Raw genomic sequence first — 26,163 nt, forward strand, 5'->3', positions numbered from 1 at the left:
GCGCTCGAAGATTGGCCATACGCGATTGCAAGGAGCCGTTTGAGCCTTGACGTCAGCGATCGACGGGTCGCCCCGCCCCCTTACCGCATCATTGCCCGAGAAGCCTGGAATGCCGGTGGATACGGAGATGACCAATGAAGCTCGCGCGTGAAGGCGTCCAATTGTCGTTCGACCTCGCTGGGAAGGGATCGCCTCAGTTCCTGTTCGTCCATGGCCTTGGCGGGGATCGCACCCACTTTGCGCCACAGATGGAGTACTTCGGTCGGCAAGGTCGCGCATTGAATGCCGAACTGCGAGGTCACGGTGAGAGCGACAAGCCGCACCAGGACTACTCGATCGAAGGCTTCGCCGAGGATCTCGTCTGGCTGTGTGCCCGGCAAGAGATAGCGAAGCCGGTCATCGTGGGTCAAAGCATGGGCGGCAACATGGCACTCGAAATTGCGGCCCGCTACCCGGATTTTCCCGCCGGGCTGGTGCTGCTCGATTCCGGGGTGCTCTTCCCTGCCTCCGCGGGAGCGGTGTTCACCAGCTACCTGGAGGGCCTGCAGGGGCCGAACTTTGCGGACGAGGTACGAAAAATCGTGGCGGACTCCTGTCTGCCGACCGACAGATGCCACGCCCATGTCGAACAGACCTTTCTGGCGACGCCACAGCACGTGCTGGTGTCGACGTTTAAGAGTCTGTTTCCCTGGGATGTGCATCGGGCGGGTCAGTGCGCCCAAGCGTGCCGCGTCCCGGTGCTGTATATCGAAGCCGCTCATCGGCTCGCGGATCTAGACCGCTTTGCGGCATTATGCCCGCAACTGGTTACGGCCAAGGCTGTTGGCTCCGGGCATTTCTTGTCGCTCGAGGTGCCGGAGCAGATCAACGCCATGATCGATCGATTCATCTCGCTTTACGTGCGAGGACGCGAATGAACTTCGCATGAGCGTGACCTGTGCCAACCGCGGCGAGGACAACACATTGGCAGGGCGGAGCAAGATCAGACGAGATCGTGCCCACACTCACGTCAGCATCGCGACAATCGCCTGGATCTGATCGGACGCGGTCGTCACCAATCCGTCATACGACGTCTGGCCGTGTGCGGCGGCCTTCAGGATGCATTCGGCCACGGCCGCCTTCAGGCCGAACACCGACTGGTCCGCCGGCACGCTCGCCATCACGGTCTCCAGTGCCTGACGCATCGTTTGAATGAGCTCGGAGCTGTATTGCATGGACCTGTCCTCCGCGGGCTCATATGGAAGCACATGCCCTGGCTTGCCACTCACAAGCGTGAGATTGTTTTTTGAATCGATCTGGACTGAACGCCTCAATTGAAACGCCAGATCGCCGCATTGAGCACGCCGGCAGACGCGACCCAGACGGCGCACAACGACAGCTGAAACATCCATCGCCTCGCGCTTCTTTCCGCGCGACTATACTATCTTGCCATGAGCGAAGCCGACATGACGCCTGGCGCAGCGGACGGGTTGCCGTTTCCGACGGAGACGGCTTGACTGGGGCGAGCGCGACTGGGGGAGAATTCAGCCCCTTCTGCGGTTGAGGAACGCATGCGGGCGCGCTAAAGGCAAGCGGGTGCGCGCGGATCCGCAGTCGGACGAACCGCCGCCAGTGGATTCAGCACTTGGTTACAAAGCTATCCCATCGACGCGACATTGACGGGCTCCGGGCGATCGCCGTCTTGAGCGTATTCTTCTATCATTTGGACGTTCCGCCGTTCGGCGGCGGCTTTGTCGGGGTCGACCTGTTTTTCGTCGTGTCGGGCTATCTGATCTCTCGGATCATTCTCAGCGAGGCTGATCGCGGCGAATTTTCGATCCAGCGATTTTACGAGCGCCGCATCCGGCGCCTCTTTCCCGCAGCGATCGTCACCATCATCGGCGTTTTGGCCATCGGTGGCCTCTGGTTCTCTCCGGAGCTTTTCAAGGGCCTGGCCCAAGACGTCGTGGCTACGCTGGCATCGGTCTCGAATTTCTACTTCTGGCGCGGCAGCCACGCCTATTTTGCCAACTCGACCGATCCCAGCCCTGTGCTTCACTTCTGGTCGCTGGCCGTCGAGGAGCAATTCTATCTGTTTTGGCCCGTATTCATTCTGCTGGGACGCAGAATGCTCGGTCGCGCATTGCCTTTGCTCATTCTGGGCAGTGCAATTCTTTCGCTTGGCATCGCGCAAGCGACACTCGCAACCGACAGCTCGGGTGCTTTCTACCTGCCGACCTGTCGCGCCTTCGAATTTGCGATCGGAGCGCTGGTCATCTTTGCGGAGCAGAGGCTGACCTTCTCGGCCGGAGCGCGCGCACTGTTGGCTGTCGCCGGATTCGCTTTGATCGCTTGCGCGGTCGTCAGCTTTGACAATGCGACCTCCTTCCCTGGCGCGACGGCCCTCGTCCCATGCCTGGGTGCAGCCTGCCTGATTTTGGCGGGTGACCGTCACGTCCTTTCCCCTGTCCTGACCAATCCGCTGACTGCGGGGATCGGGCTGGTATCCTACTCGCTCTACCTCGTGCACTGGCCCCTGATCGTCTACGCGGGCTACATCATGGGCGACGACGCCAAGTCGGTTCCGGTGAAAGTGCTGATCGTCGCCCTCGCGATGACGCTGGCTGCGCTGATGTATCGGCTGATCGAAAAGCCGTATCGCGCGGGTCGCTCGTCACTGCTGCGAGTCGCCGGCCCCGCTGCCGCGACGATCGTCGCGCTCGCGATTGTTGCATTTGTGGCCAACCGTCAAGATGGCTGGCCATGGCGGCTCCCGACACAGGCCCGCGAGGTCGCCGATCTGCAGCGATTCGGCTTCTGGCCGTGCGCCAAGAGCGCACAATCGAAATGTGCCTTCGGTTCATTGAGCGACCCCGTTGGGGTGCAAGTGCTCGGCGACTCCTTCGCCGAGCACTATGTCGCAGCGCTGGACCCGGCGGCAAAGCGCGCCGCCGTCCGGGGAGAGGCCTATACGGCCGAAGGTTGTCCGTTGCTCGTCGGCCTCGTGCGCATCGCTTTCGACGGCTCGCAGGACTGCAAACGCCAGCGCGATACCTACCTCGCCGCGATCAGGCAGAACCAGGCCGCAATCGTGCTCAGTCAATCCTGGATGACTTACGGCAATGCGATCCGCAACGAGCTCGCCCCGGAGGTCGATGCACCGGCCCTGCAGGTCTGGCGGGCCGGCATCGAGAACACGATCCATGATCTGGGCGGCAGCGGGCGGCGCATCCTGATCATAGCGCCCGGAGTCGAGCCGGGCTGCCGCAGCGCGATGTCCCGCTTCGCACCGGGACCTCTCTGGCACGCACCGAGCAAGCCCTGTCCTGCTGTGCCTCTCGAGCGCGTGCAGGCCGACAATCGCGAATTCCATGCCATGCTCGAGGAGATCCGGAGTCGCTACCCGAACCAGGTCTTTCTGCTCTACCCGGAACGGTATTTGTGCGGAGAAGCCGAGTGTCCGACCGCCATGGACGGCCTCTGGCTCTATTGGGACGTCAATCACCTCACGGTCGCAGGTGCGCAGCGCGTTGGCGACGGAGCCTCAATCCAGCTCCTCGAGTTCATCCGTGGCAAGGAAGAGCCTCCGCCTCTCCCCAGCGATCGTGGCCGAGCCGAGACCATCTCGACTGAGCGGAACTGACGAGTGCCCATCGTCACCAGCCTGAGATGGCTTTTGACCCTGCCGCGATTGTGCAGCTCAATTCAGCTGCCAGATCGACGGAAGCATCCCTCTGCTCGCGCATCTCCCCACGCGATTGTATCATCTTTCCATGAGCGAATCCGACCCGACGATCGGCGAACCCTCGCCTGTCCGCAAGATCATCCACATCGACATGGATGCGTTCTATGCGTCGGTGGAGCAGCGCGATAATCCGGAGCTGCGCGGCAAGCCGGTCGCAGTCGGCGGCTCCGCGGAACGCGGTGTGGTCGCGGCTGCGAGCTACGAGGCCCGCAGGTTCGGCGTCCGCTCCGCGATGCCGTCGGTGACGGCGAAGCGGCAATGTCCCGATCTGATCTTCGTCAGGCCGCGGTTCGAGGTCTACAAGGCGATCTCCAGGCAAATCCGCGACATCTTCGCCGAGCACACGAGCGTCATCGAGCCGCTGTCGCTGGACGAAGCCTATCTCGACGTGACGGAGAACCTGCAAGGCATCCCGCTGGCGCGGGACATCGCGCTGAAGATCCGCGCGAAGATCAAGGCCGAGACCGGGCTCAACGCGTCGGCCGGCATCTCCTACAACAAGTTCCTGGCCAAGCTCGCGTCCGATCATCGCAAGCCCAACGGCCAGTTCGTGATCTCGCCGGAGATGGGGCCGGCCTTCGTCGAGACGCTGCCGGTCGGCAAGTTCCACGGCATCGGTCCGGCGACGGCGGCGAAGATGAATGCGCTCGGCCTGTTCACCGGCCGCGACATCCGCAACCAGTCGCTGGAGTTCATGAATGCGAATTTCGGCAAGTCGGGCGCGTATTATTATTGGATATCACGCGGCGTCGACGAACGCCCCGTGCGCGCCAACCGGATCCGCAAATCCGTCGGCGCGGAGAACACGTTCTCGACCGACCTCGACGCGTTCGACGCGCTTGTCGCCGAGCTCAGGCCTCTCGTCGACAAGGTCTGGCGGCATTGCGAGGCGACCGGCAATCGCGGCCGCACCGTCACCCTGAAGATCAAGTTCGCCGACTTCGAGATCATCACGCGCAGCAGATCCGTCGCGGCGGCCGTTGCCGGACGCGACGATCTGGAGCGGCTGGCCTGCGGCCTGCTCGAAGCCGAGATGCCGCTGCCCAAGCGCGTCAGGCTGCTGGGTGTCTCGCTGTCGTCGCTCCATGCCGCCGGCGAGTCGGAGCCGCAGCTGACGCTGGGCATCTGAACGCGGCTCGAGCTTCGGCGACGGAGTGCACCAAGCGCGACGAACGGTGGCGGATATTCCGATCCGCCACCGATGGAGGTCGACCGCGCTCGGGGCCCGTTCAATGCTTCATATGCTCGAACACCACGATCACGCCGGTCGGTTCGGGCTCATGCGCCATCAGGCGCGTCAGGTCGGAATCGCCCCAATCGGCGAGGCTGACGACCTCACCGCTCTGACGGTCGCTGCCAAGCGATCCCGTCGGCTCGAGGACCTTGAGCCCCATCTCGTCGACGAAGAAGGTGTGCTCGCCGAACATGCTGTTGAGCTGCGGCATCGCCGGATGCTCGTCGGGCAGCACCTGAGCGCCGAGCTGGTTGACGGTCTGCTTCACCTGTTCAGATGTGAGCTTCATGAGCTGCTCCGTTGCTGGATCCGGTTTGTCATTGAGCCGGGCGGGAGCGAGCATTCCCTGCGCCCTTGTGCGCCTGGCTCAGAGTCCCGAACAGGTGCTGCGGACAAATGTTCCTGCGAAATGTATTTCGTGATCGCGAGTTTCATCGGCCGCGTTCGCAGCACAAGATCGCCACAGGATGCACACGATCTGTCGACCGACGCTCTACTCGCTGCTGTTCTCGCCGACCGACAGCGCGCAGATGCGTGACAGATATGTGTACGGCAGGCCGGACTCCTCGGCCCAGGCGTTGAACTGCGCCTGCACCTTGGCGAGATCGCCCTTCGACTTGACCTCCTCGGCGATGTCGAGACCGGCGGCGCGCAGGCAGGCCACGACGTCCTTGGACGTCACGAAGCCGTCCCAGCCGACGAAGCGCAAGAGCATCTGACCGGTGTTGCCGCCCAGCCGGCTGCCGCGCTTGGTGAGGAGATCGAGCAGGCCGATCTCGTCGGACGACGGCCACTTGGCCAGAAACTTGCCGAAGCTGCCGTGCTCCTTCGCGATCTCCTGCACGAACACGGCATTGTCCCGCACCGACATGATCTTGGCGCCGTTGCGCACGATGCGCGCGTCGCGCAATAGGCCCTCCCAATAGTCTTCGGGCTGGAACGTGAGCTTGGCGGGCTGGAAATGCAGGAAGGCCGCTTCAAAGCCGTCCCATTTGGAATCGATCACGCTCCAGGCAAAGCCGGCGCAGAACACCCGCTTGGTCATTTCGGCGAGGATACGATCGTCGCCGAGCTTGGCCAGCCGCTTGAGGTCCGGCTTGGCCGGCATCAATTTGTCCAGCGCCTTGGGCCCGCCCTTGCGCTTCTCGGCGCGGGCGCGAATGGACTTGAAGGGGGTCATGTGAACACAGGTGTTGAGGGCGGGCCACGACACCAGAATTCGGCGATCCGGTCCAGCCCCCGCATTGCCGCCCCTTGCGCTCTGCGACGGGACGCAGCATGCTGTCGCTCATTGGATTGACGCAAAGGGGCGGCCGGGCTGGTCTGCTTCTTGCTTTATGCCGTTTTTGGAATTCCCTGACATTTTGATCTCTCGCCGTCGGATTTTCCATGCGCTGCCTGGTCGTGGCCGACCTGCACTATTCGCTGCCTCAGCTCGACTGGCTGGTCAGCGCTGCGCCGCGATTCGACCTCGTGATCTTCGCCGGCGACGCGCTCGACATCGGCTCGATGGTGGATTTCCGCGCCCAGATCGTGGTGGTGAAGAAGTACCTCGCGCTGCTGGCTGCGACGACCCGCGTGATCCTCTGCTCCGGCAATCACGACCTCGACGAACGCAACGCCGAAGGTGAGAAGATTTCGCGGTGGATCTCGGAGGTGCGCGAGCTCGGGATCGCCTGCGACGGCGACAGCCTCACCTTCGGCGATACCCTGTTCACGGTGTGCCCGTGGTGGGACGGACCCCAGGTCAAGCAACGCCTCATCGAGCAGTTGCGCGATGCCGCGGCCGTCAGGCCGCAGCGCTGGATCTGGGCGCATCATGCGCCGCCGGCGGATTCGCCGACGAGCTGGGGCGGCAAGCGCTTCTTCGGCGACGTCGAGCTGGTGCAGTGGATCATGCAATACCAGCCGTCGATGGTGATCTCGGGCCATGTGCATCAATCGCCCTTCATCAGTAATGGATCGTGGTTCGACCGGCTGGGCCAGACCTGGGTCTTCAACACGGGCCTGCAACCCGGCCGTCCCCCGACCTACATCGTGCTCGATCTCGAGGCCGACAAGGCGTTCTGGCTGGCGGCCGGCGAGGCGCAATGGATCGACCTGAATGCGCCGCTGCAGCGGCCCGCCGCCGCCATCGAGACGCCGCCCGACTGGCTCACATTCTTGGATCGGATTGCCGATCCGAGCCTGGAGAAACCTCAAGCGGCGGCAGGTTGATCATGCTCTGGAGCACCTCGCCGACCATGGCCAGATGCGTGCCGTGGCCGGCATATTGCCGCTTCAGATCGGCGAGGTAGGTGTTGGCGACGTTGAGCCGCTGCGCCAGCATTTTTGCGATCAGCAGCGCCACGCCCGGCTCCTTCTCGAGGAACGAGGCGGCATCCTCGAATTCGTAGACGATGGCGTCGGAGCAGGCCCGTACGGTTGCGGTGTGCGGCTGGCCCAGCAGCACGGACATCTCACCCAGCACCGCGCCGGGCTCGGTGACGGTGGCGACCACCATCTCGCCCTTGAGGACCTCGAGCCTGCCTTGCATCAGCACGTAGAGATGGCCGGAGGTGCCCCCCTCGGCGACGATGATGGTACCGGCGGCAAGCTGCCGCTCCGTTCCGCCGGTGCAATAATCGAGGACGGCACGCATGGTGCGAAAGCTCCGGTCGCGGGACCATACCCAACGCCGGATTACTAGAGCACGATCCATGCCAGGCGGCAATCAGCGGGGGGCCGGCTGGCGCGCAAGGCGCGTCACACCCGAGAGAGCGAGGGCACCTCTCCGGGCAGGATGGCCTGCAGTCCGCCGAAGCGGCGCTCGCGGTTGTGGAAGGCGGCAAGCGCCTCGGCAAGATCGCCGGCGTCGAATTCGGGCCACATCCGCTCGGTGAAGTGCAGCTCGGCATAGGCGCCTTCCCAAAGCAGGAAGTCCGACAGCCGCTTCTCGCCGGAGGTGCGGATGATGAGGTCGACGTCGCGAAGGCCGGCCTCGCCTGTGACGAGCTGCGAGAAGGCTTCGCGGGTGAGGCTGGTCAGCGCGGCCGCCTTGGCCGCGGCATTGAGGATGGCGTCGCGCGCGGAATAATCGACGGCGATGCGCACATGCAGCGCGCGGCCACCGGCGGTGGCCGCCTCGGCGCGCGCGATCGCGGCGGCGATGCCGTCGGGCAGGCGATCGCGGCGGCCGATGACGGAGAGGCGCACGCCGTTCTTGACGAGGCTCTGCACCTCGTTCGCGAGGTAGAAGCGCAGCAAGGTCATCAGCGCCGCGACCTCGGCCTTCGGCCGCCGCCAATTGTCCGTGGAGAAGGCGTAGAGCGTCAGCGTGCCGATGCCCTGCTTGGGCGCGGCCTCGACGATGCGGCGGATGGTCTCGACGCCGGCCTCGTGGCCGCGCAGGCGCGACAGGCCGCGCCGCGTCGCCCAGCGGCCGTTGCCGTCCATGATGATGCCGACGTGAAGCTTCTCGTTGCGGGACGTGTTTTCACTTTGCATTGCAAAGTCTCCGGTCAAAAAAGGGGAGGATCAGGTCGAGGCGATGCCGAGGCGGCCGAGCGGCGGCGCCTCGCGGCCGGCGGCCTTCGCCGCGTCGCGCACCAGCCGCTCGAGCACGGCGAGATAGTCGAGGAAGCGGCGGCGGCCGGCCTTGGTCAGGCGGCAGGTCGTGTGCGGGCGGTTGCCCTCGTAGCCCTTGGTCACCTCGACGAGACCGGCCTCCTGGAGCACGGCAAGGTGCCGGCTGAGATTGCCGTCGGTGAGGCCGCAGAGCTGCTTGAGATCGCCGAATGCCAGCCCCTTGGGATGGGCCATCAGCGAGGTCAACAAGCCGAGCCTTGCCTTTTCGTGGATCACGCGGTCTAGCCCTTCATAGGAGAAGGGCGCGCTGTCAGTCTTCGACATCGTTGTCTCCGGACGCGAAATGCAGAATGGCCGCCATCACCGATTGCCCGATCACGAAGGGCAGCCCCATGGTCCATGGCGACAGCGTGTGGGTTCGGCTCGCGAGCACCACGACCGCGAAGCCGGACACGAAATACCAGGCGCCGGCGAGCGCGACACTGCGCGGCAGCGAGCGGACCGAGGCGAAGATGCCGAGCGACACCAGGATCTGCCACAGGCCCGGCAGCAGCCACAGCGTCTCGCTCGCGAACTTCCACATCACCACCGCGAGCAGCACACCGGCAACGCCGGCGGGCATAAACTGCTCGACCGCCTGGTGAATCATCGCGTCGGCGAGACCGGAATGATGGCGTCGCGACCGCGCGCGCATCTCGATCCCGATGATCAGCCCCGAGAGCGCGGCGGCGATGAACCAGCCGATGAAGAAACCGAGCGGCTCGCCGGTGGGATCATCCAGCAACCAGAATTGCAGAACGGCGGTGATGAGCGCAACAGTGCCGGTCGCCGCCATCGCCGCCGGGCCGTAGCCGCGGAAGGCGGTGCCCGCCGCGATCTGGCTGCGGATCGCCACGATGTCGGCCAGCGCCTTGTCGAGATCGCGCATCGGCACCGCCAAAACCTCGTTCCACCCGGGAATTCGCGGGACAGCTGGTCCCGTTACTTTGTATTGCAAAGTATATGGCTCCGCAAAGTAAATGCAAGCCCGAATTGCTGCGGGCAGCCCGAACGGACTGGCGTGGACAACTGACGGTTGCGCCTCACCTGCCCTCGCGGATAAGATGGATGCAAGCGCGTTTGCCGGGGGCTGGTATGTGGTTGAGGTCGTTGGTCGTTGCGTTCGTGTTGCAGCTGAGTGTGGTCGGGGCGAACGCGGCGGGGCCGTTCGGCACCGTCAATGTCGGCAACTGGATCGGCGGCGCCTTCAGCAATGACGAGACCGGCGCCTTCTCCCATTGCGCGGCGACGACGCCTTACGCGAACGGCGTCATTCTCGTCGTGGGTTACAATGCCACCGGCACCTGGACGCTCGCCTTTGCGAGTCCGAGCTACCGCTTCAACAAGGGCGAGAGCGCCGCGATCGACGTGACCTTTGACGGGCAGGAGCAAGCCAGGCTGTACGCCACGGCGTATCAGTCCAACATGCTCACGGCCGTCATGCCGCTCAAAGTCGTGCGTACGTTTCAGAAGGCGAGCCTTATGGTGGCGACAGCCGGCCGCGCCGTTCTGAATTTCGACCTGACATCGACCGGGCCGGTGATCGCGGCATTGACCAATTGCGTGAGCAAGGTGAAAGCCGACGGACTGGACAAGGCGGGCGATTTCACCAAGGGTGCGGCCAAGCCGGCGGCGACGGCGGAGAAGCAGGCGGCACCGCCCTCCGGCGGCAAACCTGCCCGTGCCAGGAGCGGCACCGGCTTCGTCGTCAGCACGGGCGGGCACATCGTTACCAACCACCATGTGATCGACGGCTGCGTCGGCGATATCAAGGGCAATCTCACCGGCGAGGCCGCAATGGTGCTGCGCGTCGTCTCGAGCGATGCCAACAACGATCTCGCCCTGTTGCAGGCGCCGTCGACGACGACCTTCAAGGACTTTGCCCGGATCCGCGACCGCTCGATCCGCTCCGGCGATTCCGTCGTCGCGATCGGCTTTCCCTATCACGGCATCCTGACCTCGGATTTCAGCGTGACCACCGGCATCGTGAGCTCGCTCAGCGGCATGCGCAACGACTCGCGCTTCCTGCAGATCAGCGCACCCGTGCAGCCCGGCAACAGCGGCGGGCCGCTGTTCGACAACACCGGCCAGGTCGTGGGCGTGGTCACCGGCAAGATCCCGGCCTTGCGCATCGCGGTGGCGACCGGCAACATCCCTGAAAACATCAACTTCGCCATCAAGACCGGCGTGCTGCGCGACTTCCTCGACAATTCGATCGTGCCCTATCAGACCGCCGAGCCAAAGAGCGAGCTGAAGACCACCGACATCGCCGCCAACGCCCGGCCGTATACGATGCTGATCTCGTGCAATGCGACGGAGCAGGCGGACGCGAAGCGGTAGCGTGAGGCGACCAACTCCGTCATCCCCGCGCGAGCGCGCAGCGCTCGTCGCTGGAGGCGCTCACACTGCAACGCAGTGTGAGCCTCGAAGGATGAATCGGCCCGGATGCAGCCGGGCCGCCACCCTTCGAGGCCTCCGCTTCGCTCCGGCACCTCAGGGTGACGGTGACAGAGTAGAGATCGCGGCGCGGCCCGCTCCCTCACCCGTGGCAGCACGCCGCCTTCGCCGGCTGCGGTTCGTACTGGTCGCGCAGGCGCACCCAGTCCATCGGATAGGGCAGGCCTTCCTCGTGACGGCCGAGCGGGGTGAGATCGAGATATTGATAAGCGGCGTTCATCATGTCGAGGCCGCGGGCGAAGCACGAATAGGTGTGGAAGATCGCGCCGGCCTCGTCGCGGTAGAACACGCTGATGCCGGGCAGCTCGGGGCCATAGAGCGGCGTGGTCCCGAAATTGTACATCGGCTTGCCGGTCGCGACCTCCTCCGGCGAGAACGTCACGCCGTAATCGCGGTTGAAGTCGTTGCGGCCTGAGGAAACCCAGTCGAAAGTCCAGCCCATCCGCTTCTTGAAGGCCTCGAGCTTTGCGCTCGGCGCCAGCGAGACCGCAACCATGGCGGTGTCGCGCGCGGCCAGGTGCGGCACCATGCGCTCGAACCCATCGGCCCAGAACGAGCAGCTCTTGCAGGCCGCGTCCCAATCGGGTGCGAACATCACGTGCTGCACGATGAGCTGCGGCCGGCCCTTGAACAGGTCACCCAAGGACACAATACCGTTCGCCCCTTCAAATTCGTACGCCTTGTCGACCTTGACCCAGGGGAGCCGGCGGCGCTCGTCGGCAAGCCGTTCGCGGGCCTGCGTCAACTCCTTCTCATGGGCCAGAAGCGCCTTGCGCGCGATGATCCATTGCTCGCGCGAAACGATCTGATGTTGCTGCATGGCGTTCTCCTTGGGGATCAGGCGACGAAAGCATCGAGCTTGTCGAAGAACGAGCTCCAGCCGCGCTGGTGGTTGTCGCGTGCGGTCTCGTCGAAGAACTGGGCGTGATGGAAGACCATCAAGGTGCCGGCACCATCAGGCTTCAGCGAGATCGTCACCAGCGATTCACGCTCCGGCGTCGAGTGCCAGGCCCAGGTGAAGACGAGGAGCTCGTTCGGCACCACCTCGCGATAACGGCCGCCGGCCTCGAAATATTCGCCGTCGTCGCGGGCGAAGCTGATGCAAAACCGGCCGCCGACACGAACGTCGAGCTCGGCTTGAAGCGTCGCCGGCTTCATGTTCGGCGGCCCGAACCATTGCGCTAGCTGCGCGGCTTGCGTCCAGGCGGCGTAGACCTTTTGCGGCGGCGCGCGGAGCCGGCGCGTGAGCGTGAGGCTTGGTCGCTCTGCCGGTCGTTCGGCGGCGTTGGCGGCTGTGGCCATGTCTCTTCCTCCACGAAGGCGGCAAGGCGATCGAGATTGTGGGACCAGAACTGCGCATAGCGATTGAGCCAGTTCATCGCCTGCTCCATCGGCTGCGCGGTCAGCCGGCAGGCAACCGTGCGCCCGGTCTTCTCGCGCACGATCAGCCCGGCATCGGTGAGCACGTCGAGATGCTTCATGATCGCCGGCAGCGACACCGGAAACGGCGCCGCCAGCTCGCTCACCGACAGGCCGTCCTGCTCGCCGAGGCGCGCCAGCAAGGCACGTCGCGTCGGGTCGGACAGCGCCGCAAAAGTCCGGTCCAGCGTCTCGTCCCTATACTTAACCATGTGGTTTAGTATAGACGCGAGCGCGACAACGTCAAGCCTTAACCCGCAGGCGAGGATCCGCACGACTGCGTGACGGGTTGCCGGACGCAGCCATGAAAAAAGCCCTGCCGAACGGCAGGGCTCCCTTCCCGGTCATCGCGAGATCGCTACTCGACCTTCAGGCCGGCGAACTCGACGACCTTCTTCCACTTCTCGGTCTCGGCCTTGATCTCCTCGCCGAACGCCTCGGGCGTCTGCACCCGCGGCTCGCCGCCGAGCTCGACCAGGCGCTTGGCCATGTCGGGCTCCTTGATCACCGCATTGACCTCGGCGTTGAGCTTGGCGATGATTTCCTTCGGCGTGTTCTTCGGCGCGCCCATGCCGAACAGCGCGCTCGCCTCATAGCCCTTGACGGTCTCGGCGACCGTTTGCACCTCCGGCAATTGCGGCGAGCGCTCCGCCGAGGTGACGCCGATGGCGCGCAAGCTGCCGGAGCGGATGTGCTGGATGATCGAGGGCATGTTGTCGAAGATCACCTGCACCTGGCCGGCGAGCATATCTGTGATCGCGGGCGCCGCGCCGCGATAGGGCACGTGCTGCATCTTGCAGCCGGTCATGGCCATGAACATCTCGCCGGACAGATGCACCGAGGTGCCGTTGCCGGACGAGGCCATGTTCACCTTGCCGGGATTGGCCTTCACGTACTCGATGAACTCGGCAACGTTCTTGGCCGGCACGTCCTTGTTGACGGTCATCACGTTCGGCACGCGCTGGAACGAGGCGACCGGCGCGATGTCGCGGACGAAGTTGAACTTCAGATTGGCGTATAGCGATGCGTTGATGTAGTTGGCCGGATTGACCATCTGCAGTGTGTAGCCGTCGGGCTCGGCATTGATGACCGATTCGGTGGCGATGTTGTTCCCGGCGCCGGGCTTGTTCTCGACCACGAATTGCTGGCCGAGCTTTTCCGACAGCCGCTGGCCGATCAGCCGCGCCAGGATGTCGGTGGCGCCGCCCGGCGGATAGCCGACCACCCATTTCACCGGACGGGCCGGATAATCGGCTGCAAGGGCCTTCGACAGCGGGGTGGCTGCAAGCGGACTGGCGGCGAGCAGGCCCAGCGCGGTACGGCGAGTGATCATCTCAAGGGTTCTCCCAGTGTTGTTCTTGCAAGCCGGATAGCTTGAAAGCGGCGTCGATGCGGTTGTAACAAAGCTTGCGAAGTGCGGAAAGTGCGCGGGACACTTCACGACGAAAGGATGAGACATGCCGGTCAAGGTTCATGCCCTGGATCATCTCGTGATCAATGTCCGCGACGTCGCGGCAAGTGCTGCGTGGTACGGCAAGATTCTCGGCATGGATGTCAAGGTGTTCGATCCCGGCGGCGGCAAAGCGCCGCGGACTTTCCTTGAATTCGGTAACCAGAGGATCAACGTCCGGCAACGCGATGCCGACAAGGTGGAGTGGTTCACCGCGAACCATCCGACTACGGGCAGCGAAGACCTGTGCTTTCTCACCTCCGCCACGCCGGACGAGGTGGTGGCGCATTTGCGGGCACATGGCGTCGCGATCGAGGAAGGCCCGGGCCCGAGGCAAGGTGCCCGCGGCACGCTGCGCTCGGTCTATTGCCGGGATCCCGATGGCAGCCTGATCGAGATCTCGTCGTACAAGGATTGAGGCGCGCTCTCGCGGCCATTCGGTCGCCATGCCCGGGCTTGTCCCGCCGCCATCAACGAGCCGACCGCCTTCGGTGTCAAGATGGTCGGCTGGTGGGGCATGACCGAGACCATCACCCACGACATCGTCGGCGAGGTCGATCAGCCCAACATCCCGATGTCGATCGGCCGCGCCGCGCCCGAATATCAGATCCGCATCACCGACGACGACGGCCGGCCGACGGAGGTCGGCGACACCGGCAATCTCGCGATCAAGGGCATTCCGGGCCTGGCGCCGTTCGCCGAGTACCTGCACAACGAGACGGCGACGCGCGAGAGCTTTGACGAGCACGGCTTCTTCCTTACCGGCGATCGCGTCGAGCGGCTTCAGAACGGTTTCATCAAGTTCGGCGACCGCGCCAAGGACATGCTGAAGGTGGGCGGCGAGAACGTTGCGGCCCCCGAGATCGAGCAGGTGATCGCCGTCGTGCCGGGCGTGCGCGAGGCTGCGGTGGTGGCGAAGGAGCATCCGATGCTGGACGAGGTGCCGGTGATCTTCATCATCCCGCCGGGCGGCGTCGCGGGCGCTGCGCCCGACCTGCAGGATCGCGTGATGGAAGCCTGCCGCAAGGGCCTTGCCGATTTCAAGCTGCCGCGCGAGATCAGGCTCGTCGACGACACGCCGCGCTCGACGCTGGAGAAGCTGGCGAAGGCGGAGCTGCGGAAGATGGTGGGGGGACTTCACCCTCCCCTGGAGGCGGAGGGTCGATCGCGCGCAGCGCGAGCGGGGTGGGGTGACAGTCCCTCCTTAGAGGCGGTGCCCATGTGGAGAGATCACCCCACCCCGCTTCGCATTTCGCTTTGCTCCATGCGAAGCGACCCTCCCCCTCCAGGGGAGGGTAAGCAGCCCGCGCGCCTCAGCAATTGCAACGTCTCGCCTAGAACGACCCCAGCGCGACCGGGCGGAACGCCTGCAGCAGCTGCTGGTCGAGCTTGCCGCCCATGCCTTCCATCATCGTGAAGGCGCGGGAATGGGTGAAGGGCATGCGGTAGGCGCGCTTCTCGACGAGCGCGGCGTAGATGTCGACGATCGTCGTCAGGCGCACGATGTCGCTGATCTGGTTCGACGACAGGCCGTTCGGATAGCCGGAGCCGTCGAGAAATTCGTGGTGATGCAGCACCACGTCCAGCATCTCCGGCGGGAAGCCGCCTTGGGCGGCGAGCGCGTCGTAGCCGCGGCGCGGATGCTGGCGGACCTCGGCCATCTCCTCGTCGGTAAGCTTGCCGGGCTTGTCGAGCAGCCAGGCCGGAACGAAGGCCTTGCCGACGTCGTGCAGCAGCGCGGCGCGGGTCAGGCGGCGCTGGTCGTCCTCGCGCATGCCGAGATGCTGCGCGAAGGCGACGGCGAAGCCGGTGACGAACAGGCAATGGCGATAGCTGCCGACATGGTGACAGCCGACCGTGGTGAGCCATTCGCGCAGCGAGGAATGCTTGATCGCCTTCAGGATCTTGCTCTCGGCGGCGATGACGTCGTCGAAGGTCAGAGGCACGCCGAGCGGCAGCTTCTCGAACATCTTGGTCAAGACCGCATGCGCCGCCTCGACACCGCGGTTGAGCGTCTTGCCGCGATCGGTGGCGTCATAGGCGGCGGTGTCCGGGAAGGCGCCGCGGATGCGCTGCAGGATGGCCTCCGCCTGGAGCGGCCGCGAGATGGTGTCGGTGGCCCCGAGCGCCCAGGCCTGCATGGTGCCGTGATGCAGGGCGTCCGCGAGCACGAACAGCCGCGGCATCGAACGATAGGCATCGCCGCGCAGCTTGTTGCGGACCCGCTGCACGCTCTCGGGCGAGCGCAGGTTGATGTCGACCACGAGCCCGGACAGATCGCGCGACGGCTGGGCGGGAAGCTCCTCGGTCTTCACTGTCGAGACGTCGCCGACTGCTTTCAAGATGCTGGCGAGCTCGCTGCTCCCGTCGCTCCGATCGGAGGCGAGCAGAAGCCGGCGTTTGGTGGCGGGTTTGGCTGAGGCGTTCATGGCTTCCCCACAAGTACCGGGAACTCGGGCGTATTGGCCGATGAGCCTAAGCCGGATCAGGTTCTCTGGCCCTTAAGAGGCGTGCTCAATGGAGCCTTGGGGAATTGGCTGCAATTTTAGGAATAGGGATTCCGGGGGGCTTCAAAACCCGCGAAAAGAACCCCATGCACAGTAGAACGGGCATTGATGGATAAGGGGAATTTTCCGTCATGGCCCGGCTTGTCCCGGCCATCCACGGCCTTGGCCTAGACGTGCGAAGAACCTGGATGCCCGGGACAAGCCCGGGCATGACGGCGAAATATGGAGCGCACCCAAAAACAAATCCGCCGGAGATTGCCTCCGGCGGATCGACTCATTTGCCAATCGCGGCTCGGCTTACGCCTTCATGCTCGCCTTCACGGCCTCCGCCGTGATCGGTAGCGCCCGGACGCGGGCGCCGCTGGCATTGAAGATCGCGTTGCCGATGGCCGGCGCGACCACGGTGACCGCGGGCTCGCCGACGCCGGTGGCCTTCTCGCCGTTGGCGATCACGGCGACCGCGACCTCGGGCGTCTGGCTCATGCGCAAGGGCGTGTAGCTGTCGAAATTGGTCTGCTCGATGCCACCGTCCTTCAGCGTCGCCTTCTCGTACATCGCCAGCGACAGGCCCCACAGCGCCGCACCCTCGACCTGGGCGCGGATATTGTCGGGATGCACCTGCGTGCCGACGTCGGTTGCGATCGTGAGCTTCTTCACGGTCACCGCTCCCGACGGCGCCACGGCGACGTGAGCCACGCACGCCGTCCAGCTCGCGCTCGCGCGCTCCTGCGAGGAGACGCAGGCGACGCCCATGCCCTCGCCTTTCGGCAATTGCCGGATGCCGTAGCCGGACAGTCCCATCGCGGCGAGCAGAGTGTTGCGCAAGCGTTGCGCGCCGCCGTCGTTCTTGCCGGCGCCGTCGAGCAACGAGATGCGGAACTGGGCGGGATCCTTGCCCGTCGCCGCCGCGATCTCGTCGATCATGCTTTCGACGGCCCAGAAGGTCCAGCCGGGCGCCACCGAGCGAAGCTGGCCGGACGGCGTGGCGTTGTGCGCGAGCTCGTTCTTGATCGCGCGCACATAATGGTTGGGCACGGTGTAGAAGAAGTCGGCTCCATTGACCGTGAAGCTGTCGAGCGGGCCCTTCTTGTCGACCGAGGGCGTCAGGAAATCGGGGATTCCCCAGCGCGCGGTCGGCCAGGCCGAGACCACGTCGTGGCTGATCGCAACGAGCTTGCCGTCGCCGTCCACGCCGGCCTTGACCTTCTGGTAGGTGAGCGGACGCGAGAAATCCATCGTCATGTCGTTCTCGCGCGAATAGATCACCTTCACCGGCTTGCCGACTGCCTTGGCCGCCTGCACCGCCGGAATCATCATGTCGGCGTCGAGACGTCGGCCGAAGCCGCCGCCCAGCCAATGCTGATGCATCACGACGAATTTCGGATCGATCCCGGCAGCTCCCGCCGCGATCGCACCGGAGCGCGTTGCGAACTGGTTGCCGGAATAGATGTGCAGGATGTCGCCCTTGAACTCCGCGGTGGCGTTCATCGGCTCCAGCGGCGCGTGGATGTTGATGCTGGTGGTGTATTCCGCCTCCAGCACCTTGGCCGCCGAGCCGAAGGCTGCATTGGGATCGCCGTCCTTGACGAAGAACTGGCCGGAATCCTCCAGTCCCTGCAGCCGCCTGGCCTCGTCGAGCAGCGACTGGCTCGACAGCTTCGCGTTCGGGCCCGCGTCATAGGCGATCTTCAACGCATCCGCCGCCTTGCGCGCATTGGCATAGGTGTTGGCGACCGCGACGACCCAGCCGGACGTGGTTGCGGTCTTGTCGTCGAGAATGACCGCCTTGATGAAGCCCGGCACCTTCTTGGCTTCGCCGTCGTCGACCGATTTCACCGTCGCGCCGAAGCGCACCGGCGGGGTCACCACCTTGCCGTAGACCATGCCCGGCAGCATCACGTCGATGCCATACTTGGCCGTGCCGTTGGTCTTGGAGGGGATGTCGAGCTGCGGCACCGAGACGCCGATCATGGTGTACTGGTCCGGCGTCTTCAGTTTGATCGCCTTCAATTCGTCCGGCGTGAAGGTCTTCGTCGCCTTGCCGCTTCGGACGATCTCGGCAAAGGTCATCTGCTTCTTCGACTTCGGATGCGAGATCACGGAGTCGCGCACCACGAGCTGATCCTTGAAATAGGGCGGCAGGCCCATGGCGGCGGCCGCCGCCTCGGTCAGTGCGATGCGACCGGCAGCGCCGGCGCGGCTCATGGCGTCGAAGTTCATCATGGTCGACCAGCTGCCGCCGGTGATCTGAGCGCCCAGCACGGGATCGTTGAACTTGGGATCGTTGGAGGCGAGCTGCACGCGCATGTCGCTCCATTTCGCGCCCAATTCCTCACAGACGATCTGCGCCATGGTGGAGGCGATGTGCTGGCCCATGTCGGCCTTGCCGCAGGTCACGGTGACGAGCCCGTCCGGCGAGATCGCGTACCACACGCTCGGCTCGAAATTGGCGGGGGCCGCGGCCGCCGCAGCATCGATGCCGGGCACGCCGGCATAGCCGAGCACGAGGCCGCTCGCGGCGGTGCCGACGAGGAAGGAGCGGCGGCTGAGATCCGCCATCTCCGGCGTGAGGTTCTTCACGTGGCTATTCATGTGGGCCTCCGCTCGCTGGAGGTGGCGGATGCGGTGCGCATCTCGGACGCGGCGCGCATGATCGCCTTCTGGATCCGCGAATAGGTCATGCAGCGGCAGAGATTGCCGTCCATATGCGCGACCACCTCTTCCTTGGTCGGATTCGGATTCTTCGCGAGCAGCGAGGCCGCCTGCATGATCTGCCCGGATTGGCAATAGCCGCATTGCGGCACCTGCTCGGCGATCCAGGCCTTCTGCAAGGGATGATCGCCCTTGGCGGAGAGACCTTCGATGGTGGTGATCTTCTTGCCGGCGACGTCACCGACCATGGTCTGGCACGAGCGCACGGCTTCGCCGTTGACGTGCACGGTGCAGGCACCGCACAGCCCGGCACCGCAGCCGAACTTGGTGCCGGTCATCTGCAATTGCTCGCGGATAGCCCAGAGGAGCGGCGTGTCGTTCGCCGCATCCACGGACAGACTCCGCCCGTTGATGGTGAGAGTTGGCATAGGCGTCTTCCCCTGCCGGTGCATGAAGCCGCTTACGGCGGCAACTTGAATGGCTGACGCCCACCGGGCTGGCGTCAGCCTTGGCCGCGAGAATGATCACGTTCAGGCGCGGAAGCAAATGCAATTTGGAACGAGTCGAAAAAAACGACCGCCACACTCACTCGTTGTGCGGCGCGCCAAGGGCGGCGACGCAGCCACTGGACGCAACAGCGCGTGCATCCGACATGCGTGCCATCGCATTCAGGCAGTTTCTTCGAGGTAACTTGGCAAAGTAGAATGAAGCCAACGGCGAACCTTACCCTCCCCTGGAGGGGGAGGATCGATCGCGCGCAGCGCGAGCGGGGTGGGGTGATCTCTCCACACGAACACTGTTGGAGATGGAGAGACCGTCACCCCACCCCGTCTCACATTTCGCTGCGCTCCATGTGAGCCGACCCTCCCCCTCCAGGAGAGGGTGAAGCACCGAGTTGGTGGCGAAGAAAAAGAAAGGGCGGAAATAATGCCGAAGATCGATCGCGACGGCGTCGGAATTTATTACGAGGTTCATGGCAACGGGCCGCCGCTGCTGCTCACGCACGGCTATTCCTCGACATCGGCGATGTGGCATGGGCAGATCGACGCGCTTTCGAAGGATCACACGCTGATCCTGTGGGACATGCGCGGCCATGGCCAGTCCGATTATCCCGACGATGCGCGCGCGTATAGCGAAGCGCTGACGGTCAGTGACATGGCGGCGATCCTCGATGCGGTCGGTGCGAAGCGCGCCATCATCGGCGGGCTTTCGCTCGGCGGCTACATGTCGCTGGCGTTCTATCGCGCACATCCGGAGCGGGCGCGCGCGCTGCTGATCTTCGACACCGGCCCCGGCTTCAAGAAGGACGATGCGCGCGAAGCCTGGAACGCGCGGGCGCTTGCGACCGCCGACCGGCTCGACCGCGAAGGCCTCGATGTGCTGAAATCGGCGACGCGCGAGCGCGCCACCGCGAACCATCGCAACGCCAGCGGGCTTGCGCTCGCCGCGCGCGGCATGCTGACCCAGCGCGACGCGCGCGTCATGGAACTGTTGCCCGATATCAGGGTGCCCAGCCTGATCGTGGTCGGTGCCGACGACACCCCGTTCCTCGCCGCGTCCGATTACATGGCCGCAAAAATCCCCGGCGCACAAAAGGTCGTGATCCCCGCGGCCGGACACGCCGTCAACATCGATCAGCCCCAGGCTTTTGTTGACGCGGTCGCGCCTTTCCTGAAGAACTTGCCGGCATAGGCCGATCGAGCAGGGACATAGGCGATGAAGCTGATGATGCTGGCTGCGGGGACGATGTTGCTGTCGCTATCCGCGCAGGCCGAGCCGGTCGGCGCCGTGCCGCCGCGCCAGCCCTTCGTCGCGACCTTGTCGAACAACATTCCGCTTGCCTTCGGCATGGATGCCGAACAGACCGCACGCGCCCTCGGTCAGCCGCTGCAATATGTGCGGGGCCGTCCCGGCCACGAGATCTATCTCGCTTTGCGCAACATCGGCGGCAGCGGACTGATCCCCCACCGTCACCGCCTGTTCCTGCAATTCCGCCACGGCCGGCTGGCCGGATGGAAGGAGGATTACGGCGAGAACTGGATGTGGGAGTGAGGTGTTGCCCCTCATCCTGAGGAGCTTGCGCAGTAAGCGTCTCGAAGGATGAAAGGCCCCGCTGCTGCATCTCGGCCTTGCATCCTTCGAGACGCGCGCGAAGAGCGCGCTCCTCAGGATGAGGGGAGAGAGCTGAATTTCGGATCGACAACCAAGAAGGACAACCCGCGTGGGACAAGACATCAAGCTGACGGCCTCGGACAATTTCCAGCTCGGCGCTTATCGCGCTGATCCCGCCGGCGCGCCGAAGGGTGCGGTGGTGGTGATCCAGGAGATCTTTGGGGTCAATCACCACATCCGCTCGGTCTGCGACCGCCTTGCCGGGGAAGGCTATGTCGCGGTCGCGCCGTCGATCTTCGACCGGACCGCGCCGAACTTCCAGTCGGGCTATTCACCCGACGAGATCGCGGAGGCGCGCAAGTTCGTGGCCAATCCGGACTGGGCGGCGATGCTGCGCGACACGCAAGCTGCGATCGATGCGGTGAAGAGCGTCGGGCCCGTGGGCATCATCGGCTTTTGCCTAGGGGGCAGCATCGCCTTCGTCGCGGCGACGCGATTGACCGGCCTGAAGGCCGCGATCGGCTATTACGGCGGCGCGGTGGTGCGCTTCGCCGACGAGACGCCTAAGGTGCCGACCCAACTGCATTTCGGAGAGAAGGATGCCGGCATTCCGCTCACCGACGTCGAGACCGTCAAGGCCAGGCGGCCCGAGGTCGAAGTCCACATCTATCCGGGCGCCCAGCACGGCTTCCATTGCGACGAGCGCGCCAGCTACGACAAGGCCAGCGCCGACATCGCCTGGCCGCGCAGCATGGCGTTCTTCGCGAAGCATTTGAGATGACGCTTGAGCGTCATTCCGGGGCGCGGATAGCGCGAACCCGGAATGACTGGAGGAGAGAGCGCTAAAACCAGCGCTCGCCGACGAACACGGTGTCGCCGGGCGCGAGCGGCGTGCCGAGCGGGACGACCGCGCGCATGGCGCCGCCGTTCTCGCTGTGCGTGACGGTGACCATGTCGCGCTTGGCGCGCGGGGAGAAACCGCCGGCGATGGCGACCGCGCTCTCGACCGTCATGTTCGGCACGTAAGGATATTGGCCGGGCGCGAGGACCTCGCCGAGGATGAAGAACGGACGATAGGTCTCGATCTCGACCGCAACCGAAGGCTCGCGGATATAGCCGTTGCGCAGGCGTGCGCCGATCTCGCCGGCCAGCCCTGCCGTGGTGCGGCCGCGGGCCGGCACCGCGCCGATCAGCGGCATGGTGATGGAGCCGCCGGCGTCGATCGCATAGCTGTTGGTGAGACCTTCCTGGCCGTAGACCACGACGCGAAGCTTGTCGCCGGCGTCGAGATGATAGGAGGCGCCATTGCGCACCGGCACCGCCATCGGCGCGGCGTAGCCGACCGGCATCGGTGCGGGCGAAGCGGCAAAGGAATTGCTGAACGCCGCGATGGCGCCGCCGCCGCCGTTGCTGGCCACGACGACCGGCTGCGGCGCATTATAGGGCTGCCCATAGGCCATGGAATCGAGATCGGGACGAGGCTGCACCATCGCGACGGGGGTTGCGGTCTGCATGCAGCCGCCCAGGGCGAGCGCGGCGGACGCTGCCAAGGACGCCAAGTTCGACCATCGAAACGCGCGTGCAACCGGCACCGGACCCATCCCTCGAAACGAGACAGCTCCAGTGATGCACCGGTTATGGTTAATAAAGCGTTGAGTGGGGCGAATGACGGTCTCCCACCCTCCCCTGGAGGGGGAAGGTCGATCGCGCGAAGCGCGAGCGGGGTGGGGTGACGGTCTCTCCGCGACGAACAGTGCCCGAGTGGAGAGATCACCCCAGCCCGTCACGCAATCTCGCTTCGCTCGATCGCGTGCCGACCCTCCCCCTCCAGGGGAGGGTAAGAAGCGCGCGCTGTCGCGATGAGTGAGCGGCTTACGCGCTCACGCCAATCCCGATCGGGCAGGACACGCCGGTGCCGCCCAGGCCGCAATAGCCGGCGGGATTCTTCGCCAGGTATTGCTGATGGTAGTCCTCGGCGAAATAGAACGCGCCTGCGGGCGCGATCTCGGTGGTGATGGCGCCGAGTCGCTTCGCTGCCAGCGCCTTCTGATAGAGCGCCTTCGACTGCTCGGCCGCCTGCTTCTGCGCATCGGAATAGGTGTAGATTGCGCTTCGATATTGCGTGCCGACGTCATTGCCCTGACGCATGCCCTGGGTCGGGTTGTGGCTTTCCCAGAACGTCTTCAGAAGCGCCTCGTAGGAGATCTTGCTCGGGTCGAACACGACCAGCACCACTTCGGTGTGGGCGGTGCGGCCCGAGCAGACTTCCTCATAGGTCGGGTTCGGCGTGTGACCGCCGGCATAGCCGACGGCGGTCGTGTAGATGCCATCGCCGAGCTGCCAGAACTTGCGCTCGGCGCCCCAGAAGCAGCCGAGTCCGAACAATGCCTGCTCGAGACCGGCGGGATAAGGCGGCTTCAGCTGCGCGCCGTTGACGAAATGGGTGGTCGCGGTCGGGATGGCCTGCGCACGGCCCGGCAGCGCGTCAGCTGCGCTCGGCAATGCGGTGGTCTTGCGCATGAACAGCATGATGGATCTCCGAGGCGAGCGATGCCTGGGCCAGGCAGGAGACGAGACGCGTGCTCGCGATGAGTGGGAATAATGGCTCTACGCGGCAAGAGGCAGCGTTGTTACGCCGCTGCCGGTTCCAGGCCTTTATTGTTTGAGCATGATCTTTTCGGAAAACCGCGACACACTTTGCGCTAACGTGGCCCTCCGGGTCCGGATCATGCTCTGGTAGCGGCAGGACTTGAAAGCTCAATCCCGGGAATAGCCGATCAAGGGCTTGCGCGGGCGGAACAGGATCATCAGGAGGATGCCCAAAATGCCGAGGACGGCGAAGACCGGCTGCTCCAGCACCAGGCGGATCACCGAGGTCCAGAGCCAAGGCGCCTTGGCCTCGACCCAGGTGCGGAACGCCGATTGGCTGGCCTGATTGATGTCGTTCCAGAACTGGCCGAAACGGGTGAATTTGAGGGTCTGGTCGGCCACCCAGCGGGCGCCGTCATAGACCATGAAGATGAACCCGCCGGCGAGCAGCAACAGCCCAATCAATCGGAAAAAGCCGCGGATCATGCCTCACCTACGATGGTCGCCCGACCGGACGACCTTGCGGAACGATGCCAGCCAATACCCGGGCGACGGCAGAAATTCAACCTCTTCAGGGCGTTACGGCACTCCTCCGAGCCGCCAAAGGCACCTTTCCGGCCCCCGAAAGCGTTGACGGTGCGAAAGACCCTCTCTATAAGGGCGCCAACTGGCGGTGGGCGCAATCCTGCCGCCGCTGTTCTTTGAGCAGTTGCAGGCACCTTGGGCTTCAGGACTCTCTATGAGCTTGAAGACACCTTGGAGCCTCAGAGACAGCCGCAAGGCGGTCGCTCATGTTCCGGGAACGGCCCAGCAACCGAACACCCTAAATCCGAGCGTCGATTAGGCGGTCAAGCAAGCCGGCGCTACCCGACCAAGACGCGACCGGTACCCGCAAAGGACATTGAGACCATGGCCAATACCACTTCCGCCAAGAAAGCGACGCGCAAAATCGCCCGCCGCACCGCCATCAACAAGTCGCGCCGCACCCAGATGCGTGGCGCCGTGCGCACTGTCGAGGAAGCCATCAAGAGCGGCGATCGCGCCGCCGCCGTGAAGGCACTCGCGACTGCCGAGCCCGCCTTGATGCGCGCCGCCCAGCGCAACATCATTCACAAGAACAACGCCAGCCGCAAAGTCTCGCGCCTTACCGCGCAGATCGCCAAGCTCGCGAAGTAAACTTGGCGACATCAGCTGATCGGTCGATCCGGTCAGCGCGTCAAACAGCCCGGCCTCGTGCCGGGCTTTTTGTTGGCTGTCATATTCACGCAAGCTGTCACGCGAGACTCACGCGTGGCTTGGACGATTTAAATCATCTGCGTCAGTCTTCGTTCCGTAGTTCTACCTGCAGATGTTCTGCAACAGTGGAAACTTCACTGCGTTGCAAAAACCCCTGTGCGGCGGGCGCGAATTGAATCGGTGGCCACGAGAGTTCTGCACACCGTAGATTCACCGGAACGCGTGTGAGTGTGGAGTTACCCTGCAAAACTAGTCTCGAAAAGCGATGACTCGATAATCACTTATCTACATAGCAGCGACAAGCATTTGGAAATTTCGGCCGCACGTCGGGCGCATGACGAATTTATAAAAAAAATTTGGCGCTGAACGATAATTGTCACATGACGCGCGCCCTTCTCGATTCTGTGCACGGATTCAAAAACTTGCTTCGCAGCCTGTGAACAACTCGTGGGCGGCGTTAACCGAGGTCAAGTTTTTTGACGGCTCAACTGTGAATCAATTTCGTTGCGAGTCTTTCCGCTTAGTGTATTCCTTAACCCAGTCAGCGGCGCCCACGATCTTCAGACCAGCGCGGTTTAGGAAACGGGGCGAACGTGCAGATCGGCGGCGGTAGGCACGGAGGCGACGCTTCAACAAGTGATGTCGGTGCAAAACCCATAGCAATGTGGGAATGGTAGCTCTTTGCCTGAATGTCTCCAAGCGGGATCTTTCCCGCTCGCGCCAAGCGCAAATGAGAGACATCGCGAAGTTACCCCCGGCACGCAAGGTGGCGAAGTCGAGCGGACGACGAGTACATTGGGCAGACATCCGCGACAGGAGTACGGCGCGGTTGTCTTCAGGACACGCAGGACCCTGCCGTGAGCGATCACGGCAGGACGGGGAGGTATCATGTCTTACGGACTCAACGCGGTATTTCAGCACGTTTCTTTTTCCAACGATGCCGTTTCAGCCCCGTCGGATCTCCAGCCTCCCGCGTGTGACGGAGCGCCGAGTACGCGCTGACCTCGCGACCCCTCCATCTCTGACATCGCTGATCTGACCCGCGGCGTTCGCGCCGAACGGTCGAGCCATGCCCGACGATGGACTCGCTCGAGGTCGCGCCAGTTCAGGGTCCGTGGCAAGAACCCTGCATGGCGCTCACAACGCAACTATATCTCTCAAGAGAAGTTTTCTGACG

At 64.3% G+C, this 26,163-nt stretch carries 26 protein-coding genes and 2 pseudogenes; 11 read left to right on the plus strand and 17 right to left on the minus strand.

The window, feature by feature from the left end:
* The first annotated feature begins 134 nt into the window (after positions 1-134).
* Positions 135-917, plus strand: a complete 783-nt coding sequence (locus N2604_RS39220; RefSeq protein WP_260373238.1) for an alpha/beta fold hydrolase — start codon at positions 135-137, stop codon at positions 915-917.
* An 87-nt stretch (positions 918-1,004) separates the two neighbouring features.
* On the opposite strand, the gene N2604_RS39225 is transcribed toward N2604_RS39220, so the two are convergent.
* On the minus strand, positions 1,005-1,214 hold the full coding sequence (locus N2604_RS39225; protein WP_260373239.1) for a hypothetical protein: 210 nt from the start codon (positions 1,212-1,214) through the stop codon (positions 1,005-1,007).
* A gap of 467 nt (positions 1,215-1,681) precedes the next feature.
* Between N2604_RS39225 and N2604_RS39230 the strand changes: the two genes are divergently transcribed.
* Positions 1,682-3,622 (plus strand): acyltransferase family protein, encoded by a 1,941-nt coding sequence (locus N2604_RS39230; RefSeq protein ID WP_260373240.1) that lies wholly within the window; start codon positions 1,682-1,684, stop codon positions 3,620-3,622.
* A 130-nt stretch (positions 3,623-3,752) separates the two neighbouring features.
* Positions 3,753-4,853, plus strand: coding sequence for a DNA polymerase IV (gene dinB / locus N2604_RS39235; RefSeq protein ID WP_260373241.1), 1,101 nt, complete (start codon positions 3,753-3,755; stop codon positions 4,851-4,853).
* A 100-nt stretch (positions 4,854-4,953) separates the two neighbouring features.
* On the opposite strand, the gene N2604_RS39240 is transcribed toward dinB, so the two are convergent.
* A complete protein-coding gene (locus tag N2604_RS39240; RefSeq protein ID WP_036038628.1) occupies positions 4,954-5,247 on the minus strand; it encodes a hypothetical protein in 294 nt (97 codons plus the stop codon).
* A 204-nt stretch (positions 5,248-5,451) separates the two neighbouring features.
* Positions 5,452-6,138, minus strand: coding sequence for a DNA-3-methyladenine glycosylase I (locus N2604_RS39245; protein WP_260373242.1), 687 nt, complete (start codon positions 6,136-6,138; stop codon positions 5,452-5,454).
* A 209-nt stretch (positions 6,139-6,347) separates the two neighbouring features.
* Between N2604_RS39245 and N2604_RS39250 the strand changes: the two genes are divergently transcribed.
* Positions 6,348-7,175, plus strand: coding sequence for a metallophosphoesterase (locus tag N2604_RS39250; RefSeq protein WP_260373243.1), 828 nt, complete (start codon positions 6,348-6,350; stop codon positions 7,173-7,175).
* On the opposite strand, the gene N2604_RS39255 is transcribed toward N2604_RS39250, so the two are convergent.
* The 4 genes from N2604_RS39255 to N2604_RS39270 all read right to left on the minus strand — a co-directional run bounded on the left by N2604_RS39255 (position 7,114) and on the right by N2604_RS39270 (position 9,453).
* A complete protein-coding gene (locus N2604_RS39255; RefSeq protein WP_172787947.1) occupies positions 7,114-7,599 on the minus strand; it encodes a Crp/Fnr family transcriptional regulator in 486 nt (161 codons plus the stop codon). The genes N2604_RS39250 and N2604_RS39255 overlap by 62 nt on opposite strands.
* A 104-nt stretch (positions 7,600-7,703) precedes the next feature.
* Positions 7,704-8,444 (minus strand): di-trans,poly-cis-decaprenylcistransferase, encoded by a 741-nt coding sequence (locus N2604_RS39260; RefSeq protein WP_260373244.1) that lies wholly within the window; start codon positions 8,442-8,444, stop codon positions 7,704-7,706.
* Between the two features lie 30 nt (positions 8,445-8,474).
* Positions 8,475-8,849: a transcriptional regulator gene (locus tag N2604_RS39265; protein ID WP_025033235.1), complete on the minus strand. Its 375-nt coding sequence runs from the start codon at positions 8,847-8,849 to the stop codon at positions 8,475-8,477.
* Complete coding sequence (locus tag N2604_RS39270; RefSeq protein WP_260373245.1) at positions 8,836-9,453, minus strand: hypothetical protein; 618 nt, start codon at positions 9,451-9,453, stop codon at positions 8,836-8,838. Before N2604_RS39270 ends, N2604_RS39265 begins: the two co-directional genes overlap by 14 nt.
* 206 nt (positions 9,454-9,659) lie before the next feature.
* Here N2604_RS39270 and N2604_RS39275 point away from each other — a divergent pair, with 206 nt between their 5' ends.
* Entirely contained in the window at positions 9,660-10,904 is a 1,245-nt protein-coding gene (locus tag N2604_RS39275; RefSeq protein ID WP_260373246.1) for a S1C family serine protease, read from the plus strand.
* 199 nt (positions 10,905-11,103) lie between these two features.
* Here the strand turns inward: N2604_RS39275 and N2604_RS39280 are convergent, their stop codons facing one another.
* The 4 genes and pseudogenes from N2604_RS39280 to N2604_RS39295 all read right to left on the minus strand — a co-directional run bounded on the left by N2604_RS39280 (position 11,104) and on the right by N2604_RS39295 (position 13,773).
* The gene (locus N2604_RS39280; protein ID WP_260373247.1) at positions 11,104-11,841 is read right to left on the minus strand and encodes a thioredoxin family protein; all 738 of its coding nucleotides are present in this window, start codon (positions 11,839-11,841) and stop codon (positions 11,104-11,106) included.
* A 17-nt stretch (positions 11,842-11,858) separates the two neighbouring features.
* Positions 11,859-12,194, minus strand: a pseudogene (locus N2604_RS39285) (SRPBCC domain-containing protein); the annotation flags it as partial.
* Between the two features lie 8 nt (positions 12,195-12,202).
* Positions 12,203-12,652, minus strand: a complete 450-nt coding sequence (locus N2604_RS39290; protein ID WP_260373248.1) for a helix-turn-helix transcriptional regulator — start codon at positions 12,650-12,652, stop codon at positions 12,203-12,205.
* A gap of 146 nt (positions 12,653-12,798) precedes the next feature.
* On the minus strand, positions 12,799-13,773 hold the full coding sequence (locus N2604_RS39295; protein WP_260373249.1) for a tripartite tricarboxylate transporter substrate binding protein: 975 nt from the start codon (positions 13,771-13,773) through the stop codon (positions 12,799-12,801).
* Positions 13,774-13,897: 124 nt separating this feature from the next.
* Between N2604_RS39295 and N2604_RS39300 the strand changes: the two genes are divergently transcribed.
* Positions 13,898-14,308, plus strand: coding sequence for a VOC family protein (locus N2604_RS39300; RefSeq protein WP_260373250.1), 411 nt, complete (start codon positions 13,898-13,900; stop codon positions 14,306-14,308).
* A 48-nt stretch (positions 14,309-14,356) separates the two neighbouring features.
* Positions 14,357-15,022: pseudogene (locus N2604_RS39305) on the plus strand (AMP-binding enzyme); the annotation flags it as partial.
* A gap of 202 nt (positions 15,023-15,224) precedes the next feature.
* Here the strand turns inward: N2604_RS39305 and N2604_RS39310 are convergent.
* The 3 genes from N2604_RS39310 to N2604_RS39320 all read right to left on the minus strand — a co-directional run bounded on the left by N2604_RS39310 (position 15,225) and on the right by N2604_RS39320 (position 19,477).
* Entirely contained in the window at positions 15,225-16,319 is a 1,095-nt protein-coding gene (locus tag N2604_RS39310; protein WP_260373251.1) for an HD-GYP domain-containing protein, read from the minus strand.
* Positions 16,320-16,694: 375 nt separating this feature from the next.
* Positions 16,695-18,989: a molybdopterin cofactor-binding domain-containing protein gene (locus tag N2604_RS39315; protein ID WP_260373252.1), complete on the minus strand. Its 2,295-nt coding sequence runs from the start codon at positions 18,987-18,989 to the stop codon at positions 16,695-16,697.
* Positions 18,986-19,477, minus strand: a complete 492-nt coding sequence (locus tag N2604_RS39320) for a (2Fe-2S)-binding protein (RefSeq protein ID WP_036002624.1) — start codon at positions 19,475-19,477, stop codon at positions 18,986-18,988. Before N2604_RS39320 ends, N2604_RS39315 begins: the two co-directional genes overlap by 4 nt.
* Before the next feature lie 499 nt (positions 19,478-19,976).
* On the opposite strand from N2604_RS39320, the gene N2604_RS39325 reads away from it, so the two are divergent.
* From N2604_RS39325 to N2604_RS39335, 3 genes are all read left to right on the plus strand, one after another.
* Positions 19,977-20,741: an alpha/beta fold hydrolase gene (locus N2604_RS39325; protein ID WP_260373253.1), complete on the plus strand. Its 765-nt coding sequence runs from the start codon at positions 19,977-19,979 to the stop codon at positions 20,739-20,741.
* A 24-nt stretch (positions 20,742-20,765) separates the two neighbouring features.
* A complete protein-coding gene (locus N2604_RS39330; RefSeq protein ID WP_260373254.1) occupies positions 20,766-21,101 on the plus strand; it encodes a hypothetical protein in 336 nt (111 codons plus the stop codon).
* Positions 21,102-21,270: 169 nt separating this feature from the next.
* Positions 21,271-21,942, plus strand: a complete 672-nt coding sequence (locus N2604_RS39335) for a dienelactone hydrolase family protein (protein ID WP_260373255.1) — start codon at positions 21,271-21,273, stop codon at positions 21,940-21,942.
* Positions 21,943-22,003: 61 nt separating this feature from the next.
* Here N2604_RS39335 and N2604_RS39340 read toward each other — a convergent pair whose 3' ends face one another.
* From N2604_RS39340 to N2604_RS39350, 3 genes are all read right to left on the minus strand, one after another.
* On the minus strand, positions 22,004-22,753 hold the full coding sequence (locus N2604_RS39340) for a polysaccharide biosynthesis/export family protein (RefSeq protein ID WP_260373256.1): 750 nt from the start codon (positions 22,751-22,753) through the stop codon (positions 22,004-22,006).
* Between the two features lie 280 nt (positions 22,754-23,033).
* A complete protein-coding gene (gene msrA, locus N2604_RS39345) occupies positions 23,034-23,690 on the minus strand; it encodes a peptide-methionine (S)-S-oxide reductase MsrA (RefSeq protein ID WP_260373257.1) in 657 nt (218 codons plus the stop codon).
* 228 nt (positions 23,691-23,918) lie between these two features.
* A complete protein-coding gene (locus N2604_RS39350; protein WP_025033220.1) occupies positions 23,919-24,236 on the minus strand; it encodes a hypothetical protein in 318 nt (105 codons plus the stop codon).
* 423 nt (positions 24,237-24,659) lie between these two features.
* On the opposite strand from N2604_RS39350, the gene rpsT reads away from it, so the two are divergent.
* On the plus strand, positions 24,660-24,926 hold the full coding sequence (gene rpsT, locus N2604_RS39355; RefSeq protein WP_260373258.1) for a 30S ribosomal protein S20: 267 nt from the start codon (positions 24,660-24,662) through the stop codon (positions 24,924-24,926).
* The last annotated feature ends 1,237 nt before the right edge of the window (positions 24,927-26,163 follow it).

Origin of the sequence: Bradyrhizobium sp. CB1015 (genome assembly GCF_025200925.1) — a bacterium.
Lineage (GTDB): Bacteria > Pseudomonadota > Alphaproteobacteria > Rhizobiales > Xanthobacteraceae > Bradyrhizobium.